The sequence below is a fragment of the Moorena sp. SIO3B2 genome (genome assembly GCF_010692525.1).
GTDB lineage: Bacteria > Cyanobacteriota > Cyanobacteriia > Cyanobacteriales > Coleofasciculaceae > Moorena > Moorena producens.
Map to the genome: position 1 here is coordinate 1 of NZ_JAAHHE010000435.1, position 4,503 is coordinate 4,503.

Annotated in this window: 6 protein-coding genes; 1 reads left to right on the forward strand and 5 read right to left on the reverse strand. The window is 42.8% G+C overall.

Translation table 11 applies throughout. From position 1 onward, the window contains the following. Positions 1-153: 153 nt before the first annotated feature. The 5 genes from F6K38_RS35495 to F6K38_RS35515 form a co-directional block, all read right to left on the reverse strand. A complete protein-coding gene (locus F6K38_RS35495) occupies positions 154-330 on the reverse strand; it encodes a hypothetical protein (RefSeq protein WP_287257053.1) in 177 nt (58 codons plus the stop codon). Positions 331-863: 533 nt separating this feature from the next. Beyond that, entirely contained in the window at positions 864-1,103 is a 240-nt protein-coding gene (locus F6K38_RS35500; protein WP_202799203.1) for an ISAs1 family transposase, read from the reverse strand. Positions 1,104-1,592: 489 nt separating this feature from the next. Then, entirely contained in the window at positions 1,593-1,763 is a 171-nt protein-coding gene (locus F6K38_RS35505) for a hypothetical protein (RefSeq protein ID WP_154659785.1), read from the reverse strand. Positions 1,764-2,096: 333 nt separating this feature from the next. Beyond that, a complete protein-coding gene (locus F6K38_RS35510; RefSeq protein ID WP_008184270.1) occupies positions 2,097-3,737 on the reverse strand; it encodes a S8 family serine peptidase in 1,641 nt (546 codons plus the stop codon). Between the two features lies 1 nt (position 3,738). Further along, the gene (locus F6K38_RS35515; RefSeq protein WP_008184267.1) at positions 3,739-4,083 is read right to left on the reverse strand and encodes a hypothetical protein; all 345 of its coding nucleotides are present in this window, start codon (positions 4,081-4,083) and stop codon (positions 3,739-3,741) included. A gap of 103 nt (positions 4,084-4,186) precedes the next feature. Here F6K38_RS35515 and F6K38_RS35520 point away from each other — a divergent pair, with 103 nt between their 5' ends. Beyond that, on the forward strand, positions 4,187-4,327 hold the full coding sequence (locus F6K38_RS35520) for a hypothetical protein (protein ID WP_154659784.1): 141 nt from the start codon (positions 4,187-4,189) through the stop codon (positions 4,325-4,327). Positions 4,328-4,503 lie beyond the last annotated feature (176 nt).

The following is a 4,503-nucleotide window of genomic DNA, read 5'->3' on the forward strand; positions in this document are numbered from 1 at the left end:
GTATTGGTGGGGGTGATTATCGCTTAAGGTCTACAATAAAACTCCTCCCTCCTGAGCTCAGGAGGGAGGAAACAGAGGAGAGATAGGACTTAATTTATGCCGATAATTTCAAAGCCAACCGTCAAAGATTCCTGTCAAAGATTGCTAAAGATACTAAGTGCTAACTGGTTCGGGGGACTGATCAGTAGCCGCTCCGTTCTCTTCGAGTTCCATTTCCTCATATTTAGTAAAGCACTTACGCTTAGCACCTACAGCTAGGTCGAGCACAATTGGTACTTCTAATTTGATCGGAACTTGGAACACACAGGGTTTATGGTATTTGTAAGGCATGGGTTTTACCTCTTGCTGTAATTAATTTCAATCAACACATTTATATAATGTCAGATCTAAATCCCTCTTGGCAGTACCCTTGAGGGTACCTTTGATAAACTGATAATAAGATAGCCTAACCAGGGTAAGCGCAAGAATCAATAAGCTGTAGCTTATTGAGAAAAAACGGGGCTCATTCTCAACTATTAAACTCTATTGAGAATCAAGTTCTACGAGATTATAGGGGTTTCGAGCCACGATCAACCGATATCCAGCCAATGCACATTATGGGCAATTTTTTCTTGCGCTTACCCTGATAGCCTAACTTAGGTATTATTATCGGTGAACCAATAAATAAAAACTCCTTCATCCTGATTTCAGAATGGAGGATAGAGAGGCAGGGTAAGAGCATCTCAATCAGGCTTGACACAAGGGATGAGAAGAATCTAATCTGTCGCCTGTGAAAACAACTAAGGACTTGAATCATATAGTTATTATCCATAGCAGTGCGCTTCATTTTTTGCCGGAGACTACGTTTGTAAGTTTGCTCACGATCAAGGGCAGTAAGAGCAATGCGTCGCCAAAGAGCGCGCATTACGGGGACTGTGTAAAGAGCGAATACGGCAAGCATCTTCGGCAAAAGTACAGTCGATAGTCCAATGTAGCTCGTTTTCAATGCTCCAGTGTTTTCTAATTGCCGAAGCTAAAACCTGAGCATCACTAGCTTTTGAAGTCAGATAAAACTGAACTTCACGAGTAGTTTTGTTCCACAGACGGCGGACACGAACCACCATCACCAAACTTTGGAGTCCTTCCCAGAGCTAGGGAAGGTGAAATTAACCTTGTGCCGAAACCGGTACAGACCCTGCCCTGGCGTATCTCTGTGCGATGATGACCTTTTTCGATACGCTGGTCATAACTGACCCCTTTGGGTAATTCAAAATTCAAAATTAAAACTTCAAAATAAAGAAAATCATAAATTTTGAATTAATTAATTCTGGGTACAAGCCCCCCGGGTAATTCAAAATTAAAAATTAAAAATTAAAAATCTAGAATTGTCCGAATCATTTTGAATTAATAATTTTGAACTTTGAATTGGAGCGTTCGCGCAGCGTGACCTACGGTCAAGCGAGTTGTGGTCTTCAATCAGTGGCGGGTACAAGCCCCCACTGATTGTCATTTTGCTTTTTGGGCAAAAAGCAATCTCCCTCAAGGAGATGAATTAATGGAAACCTCATTTCCTTTGGATGACCTGAGTGGGAGGGAGAGGGTTACAATCTCCCTCAAGGAGATGAATTAATGGAAACCGGCTCAAAATAAGCTTCTAAAATTTTCCCTGTAAAGTTACAATCTCCCTCAAGGAGATGAATTAATGGAAACTCTTCCCAGTGAATACAATCGTTGTTTTCCCAATAGTTACAATCTCCCTCAAGGAAATGAATTAATGGAAACATGGTTTCTGCAGCTGGAAGGATCCATTAAGAGAGATATCTTTGTCAAAGTTACAATCTCCCTCAAGGAGATAAACTAATCTAAAAACACTGACCCTTAAATACAAAAAAAAGGTAGGCAATGCCTACCTTAAAAATTCACCGTAACTATAGATCTAACAATTGGTGTAATGGTGTTAACAAATTTAAGAAACTGATGCAGTCGCTACTCCCTGCTCCCTACTCCCTAAAACCTAGAACTTTGTACCTCACCCAATTTAAAAATGCTATAGCGTTAGATACCAAGCATTTCAGCCTGTTTCGTCGCCCCTTCAGGTACAGTTGTTACTCAAACGCCTACACGTTCAAGATGGATTCCACACTAGCTTTCAGAGAAAAATCTCCTGCTCCACGATAAGAACGAACCATAACAAAATATTCACCTGGTTCTGAAGGTCGGATACTAATTTTCTCGTCAGGTAAACTGGTATACCCACGATAGTCGAACTCACTGATAGTTGGCTGCAATGCCTTTCTGACATAGAGATCGAAATCTACACCATCCTGTCCATCTAGCTCAAGGCTCAATGAGGTGCCGACCCTCACCCGATATAAGCTAGAATCGCCAGTCTGCTTTAAATGCCCTGAAACCGCCTCTCCTATTTGTAATTCTGGTATGTCTAGCCGCTCTAGGGCATTGAGGATGGCTGGAACATCGATCAGCCCAAACCCATGATCGTAGTCAAAACCTGCCACACCCAAATCTTCGGCAGTTCGGCGCAACAGTTGACGAAGTTCAGCGGGAGAGAGAACCGAAGGAGGATACTTAGTCCGAATCGATGCTACAACACCAGCCGCAACAGGACAAGCTGCTGAAGTGCCACTATCTGCTCGATAAACTCCTGAGCCAACAAAATGAGTATAGGCACAAAGATCGGGTTTTTGAGAGTCGAGATGTCCTGGTCCCTGACTAGAATAGCCAACTCGCTCTTTATTAACTGTCACCCCAGCAATGCTAAGGACACTTGGATGAGAATTCGCACCATAAATGGGTCTGTTAGTAACGCGTTGGCATCTTGGATCAGGACATTCTGCACCACAATTACCAGCAGCAAAAAGAATATCAGCACCAGCATCCTCTAAACTTTCAACAATGATATTGAAAGGATGATTGGGATTATCACTGTAATTGCCAGGATGGCCCACCGGAAAGTCCCAAGAGGGATGAAACATTCCCCAACTATTATTAACTACCAAAGCTGGTTTAGGTTCTGGGGCTGTTGAGAGTATTTGCAGCAAGTTACTGAAAGCTTTGACAGCATCACTCAAAAACCCATCCATTACCGAGCCACCTGGTGTCTGCGATTGGAGAAGGGCATAGTCGAGAAGAGTGCTGTTTGGCGCAGCAATGCAGACATCAAAGGCACACATTGTTCCATGATCGACACGCATATTACCTGGGGTAAGTCCAGATACTGGAGTCCAGCTTTTGCTCGCATCGAATTGAGGTGTTTTACCCTTACTGTTTAGATGGGATAGATTGACTCCGCTATCAACGATCGCCACCATTACGTTAGACCCATCCATTCCTTTTGCTTGAAGTTGTGGAAATTGCAGTAAATTCTCCACATTTCGATGGGTTCCCACTGAAGCAGGTGGACAAATAGCGATCGCACTAATTCGTGGATCTGAAAACACACCAATCCCATTAGGGTCTTGTTCAACTGCCGCTATTAAAGGCTCTAGTGCATCATCTGCCACCTCACCTCTTACCAGATAAGTGGAAACTTCAGGGCGAGCATCAAAGGAAAATAGTTGTCCTACTTCTGTGACTCCAACCTCTTCTCGTCTTTGTCGATTAGGCACCAAAACAGGTGTATAACTTTGATCCAGTGAAAAGCCATCAATAGAAACAGCCTCTGTTGTCATAGTGAAACTCTCGGCAGTCATTGCAGCACGGAGTTCCGGCATAAATCGCATCTGAATTAACACACGCATGTTATTTATCCTCTTCTTCTTGAGATTCTGTGGGAGCTATTTTTATATCACCGTGAACTCCCTTGACTAACGGTTGTATTGCTATCAGTTTTTGAGAATCCATGTCACCCGATACACGGATGACATACAAATCCCGCTTCGGACTTATGAGAATTAGACCATAATCTTCATCAATCTCTAAGTCTTTGATTCCATCTAGTTGCTTCACGGACTCCAAAGAATTGTTAGGAGGCGGTAGATTGAGTGTAATTAAGTAACGCATTTTTCTAGCTTGGTTGACATTCAAGTGGCAAGCTACTTGAACTGTCTCTAAGTGAGCAAAAACTGAATATTCAAAGTAGAACATACGAACAAAAGCTCTTGTACTTTTATTTTTAGAATCCCTACAGCTAGAACAGGGTAAACGCATCTAATTTTTTTATTTCTATATATAGTTTTTAGTGAATTCAATGAACACTATATATAGGAAATTGATTGTCAATAAGCACAATAGCGATGCAGAGGTGCGACCCGTGGCGAATTTAATTACGGGTCAAACGCACCATTACGGTCTTGGGGAGCCAGTGCGGTCTTGGGGGTTCCCCCCATGAGCAACTGGCGTGGTTTCCCCCATGAGCGACTAGATCAAGACAAGGCCGGGTTTATTGAGAACTACCCCCGGTTACCCAACAAGATGCGCTTACCCTGGATAGAGAGGAGAGATAGGACTTAATTTCTGCCCAGAATTTAAAAGCCAGCCGTCAAAGATTCCTAAACAGACTAAGTG